The 3393-nt window shown below is 69.0% G+C and carries 3 protein-coding genes; all 3 read left to right on the forward strand.

Features of this window, described 5'->3' with window-relative positions; genetic code table 11:
* Window positions 1–1085: acetyl-CoA C-acetyltransferase (locus tag MFF42_RS23730; protein WP_238258249.1), on the forward strand; the 1085-nt coding region annotated here is incomplete at its 5' end.
* A 338-nt stretch (window positions 1086–1423) separates the two neighbouring features.
* A complete protein-coding gene (gene phbB, locus MFF42_RS23735; protein WP_238258252.1) occupies window positions 1424–2152 on the forward strand; it encodes an acetoacetyl-CoA reductase in 729 nt (242 codons plus the stop codon).
* 153 nt (window positions 2153–2305) lie between these two features.
* Window positions 2306–3292, forward strand: a complete 987-nt coding sequence (locus MFF42_RS23740) for a lipid A biosynthesis lauroyl acyltransferase (protein ID WP_238258254.1) — start codon at window positions 2306–2308, stop codon at window positions 3290–3292.
* Window positions 3293–3393: the final 101 nt, after the last annotated feature.

Consider the following 3393-nt stretch of genomic DNA (forward strand, 5'->3'; position numbering starts at 1 on the left):
CCGTGGCGATCAAGGCCGCCCTGGAGCGCGCGGGCGTCTCGCCGGACGAGGTGGACGAGGTGATCTTCGGCCAGGTGCTCACCGCCGCCGCCGGGCAGAACCCGGCCCGCCAGGCCGCCATCGCCGCGGGCATCCCCGAGAAGGCGACCGCCTGGGGCCTCAACCAGGTCTGCGGCTCGGGGCTCCGCACCGTCGCGGTCGGCATGCAGCAGATCGCCAACGGCGACGCCAAGGTGATCGTGGCGGGCGGCCAGGAATCGATGTCGCTCGCCCCCCACGCGCAGTACCTGCGCGGCGGCCAGAAGATGGGCGACCTCAAGCTCGTCGACACGATGATCAAGGACGGGCTGTGGGACGCCTTCAACGGCTACCACATGGGCCAGACCGCCGAGAACGTCGCCCAGGCCTTCCAGCTCACCCGCGAGCAGCAGGACCAGTTCGCGACCCGCTCGCAGAACAAGGCCGAGGCCGCCCGCAAGGAGGGCCGGTTCAAGGAGGAGATCGTCCCCGTCACGGTGAAGGGCAAGAAGGGCGACACCGTCGTCGACACCGACGAGTACATCCGCGACGGCGCCACCGTCGAGGCGATGGGCAAGCTCAAGCCCGCCTTCGCCAAGGACGGCACCGTGACCGCCGCCAACGCCTCGGGCCTCAACGACGGCGCCGCCGCCCTGGTACTGATGTCGGCCTCGGAAGCCGAGAAGCGCGGGATCAAGCCGCTCGCCCGGATCGTCTCCTGGGCGACCGCGGGCGTCGATCCGAAGGTGATGGGCACCGGCCCGATCCCGGCCTCGCGCAAGGCCCTCGACAAGGCCGGCTGGAAGCCGTCCGACCTCGACCTGATCGAGGCCAACGAGGCCTTCGCCGCGCAGGCGCTCGCCGTGAACAAGGACATGGGCTGGGACGACGAGAAGGTGAACGTCAACGGCGGCGCCATCGCCATCGGCCACCCGATCGGCGCCTCGGGCGCGCGCGTCCTCATCACCCTGCTGCACGAGCTGAAGCGCCGCGACGCCAAGAAGGGCCTCGCCACGCTCTGCATCGGCGGCGGCATGGGCGTCGCCATGTGCGTCGAGCGGGTCTGACCGACCGGCTCGGAGGGAGGGCGGCCTCGCCCTCCTTCACGCCGAATTCAAGCTGAATTTGACGAAAACGGCTTGAGGGTTTGTGAAATTTAAATGCGATGCAGGTCCGCCGCCGCCCCGCTACACAGGCGGGGATGATGCGCTGCGGGCCGCCCCGCGAAGGTCATGACAGGATCATCCATCTGTCGGCCACACGCCTCGCGGGTGTTTCGCAAACCGTCTTAGTGTCTCTCACAAAACGCCCGCCGCGCCGTCGCAGCCGAAGGGAACCGATCGCTGATCGGGCGTTTTGCGAGGCACTCTCAACAACAACCCGAACCGGGAACACGGAGGAAACCATGGCTCAGGAACGCGTCGCCCTCGTCACGGGTGGAACGCGCGGCATCGGCGCCGCGATCTCGAAGCGCCTGAAGGACAAGGGCTACAAGGTCGCCGCCAATTACGGCGGCAACGACGAGGCCGCCAACGCCTTCAAGGCCGAGACCGGCATTCCGGTGTTCAAGTTCGACGTCGGCGACCTCGCGAGCTGCGAGGCCGGTATCAAGGCGATCGAGGCCGAGCTCGGGCCGATCGACATCCTGGTGAACAATGCCGGCATCACCCGCGACGGCGCCTTCCACAAGATGAGCTTCGACAAGTGGCAGGCGGTCATCAAGACCAACCTCGACTCGATGTTCACCTGCACCCGGCCGCTGATCGAGGGCATGCGTTCGCGCAATTTCGGGCGCATCATCATCATCTCGTCGATCAACGGCCAGAAGGGCCAGGCCGGCCAGACCAACTACTCGGCGGCCAAGGCGGGCGTGATCGGCTTCGCCAAGGCGCTGGCGCAGGAGAGCGCCTCCAAGGGCATCACCGTGAACGTGGTGGCCCCCGGCTACATCGCCACCGAGATGGTGATGGCCGTGCCGGAGGACATCCGCAACAAGATCATCTCGACGATCCCCACCGGCCGCCTCGGCGAGGCCGACGAGATCGCCCACGCGGTCGAGTATCTCGCCAGCGACGAGGCCGGCTTCGTCACCGGCTCGACGCTCACCATCAACGGCGGCCAGCACTTCGTCTGATCGACACCGCCAGTTGAAGCCTTCCGGAGGCCGCCGGTCCGCGCATGGGCCGGCGGCCTTTGCCGTTTCGCGGCGGGCATGCTCGCTTGCTCGGAAAAAATACTTTATGCCGCCCTGCGAACCTCCCCCCAACACGCTCTCGATGAACCAGCTGTGCTGCGCCTCGCGCTGATCCTGCGGCGGAACCTGCCTCGGCTGGCGGGACTCGCGACCATCCCGCTGATCCGGGCGGTGTTCCTGCTCGCGCGGATGCTCGGCACCGACCGGGCGAGCGCGGCCGGCGGCCGGCTCGCGCAGCTCGTCGGCCCGTTCCTGCCCTCCCACCGCACGGCGATGGCCAATCTCCGCGCGGCCTACCCGAAGGAGGACGAGCGGCGGCTGCGGGCCATCGCGCTCGAGGCCTGGGACAATCTCGGCCGCACGGGCGCGGAATACGCCCATCTCGACACGATCTTCGACTACGATCCCGAGAACCTCGCCACCCAGCGCATGGAGGTGCGGGGACTGGAGCAGTTCTTCGCGATTCGCGACGACGGCCGGCCGGGCCTGATCTTCTCAGCCCACCTCGCCAACTGGGAGCTGCCGGCGATCTGCGCGGAAAAATTCGGGCTGGAGACCACGGCGGTGTTCCGGCCGCCGAACAACCCGGCCGCCGCCCAGCTGGTGCAGGAGGTGCGCCGCAAGACTATGGGGGGCCTGGCCGCCTCCGGCCCCGGCGCCGTCTTCGCCATGCAGGGCGTGGTGGAGCGCGGCGGCCATCTCGGCCAGCTCATCGACCAGCACTTCACCCGCGGCGTGGTGGTTCAGTTCTTCGGCCGGCCCGTGCTGGCCAACCCGCTGCTCGGCAAGCTCGCCCGGCACCACGATTGCCCGGTCCACGGCGCGCGGGTGGTGCGCAAGGAAGGCGGGCGGTTCCTGCTCGAACTGACGCCGCCCCTCGACCTGCCCCGCGGCCCCGACGGGCTGATCGAAGTTCAGGGCGCGATGCAGGCGATGACGCGCGTGGTCGAGGGATGGGTGCGCGAGCATCCCGGCCAATGGCTGTGGATGCACCGCCGCTGGCGGCCCCACATGCTGCCGAAGGGCACGCCCACGGAAAGCATCCTGCCACGCGCGTCCCATCCATCTCCCTCACGCTGAGGTGCCGCCGCGAAGCGGAGGCCTCGAAGGGTCCTCCAGGACGCGCGCGGGATCTGGAGGATCCTTCGAGGCCCGCTTCGCGGGCACCTCAGGATGAGGCG

This window comes from Methylorubrum podarium (assembly GCF_022179745.1).
GTDB lineage: Bacteria > Pseudomonadota > Alphaproteobacteria > Rhizobiales > Beijerinckiaceae > Methylobacterium > Methylobacterium podarium.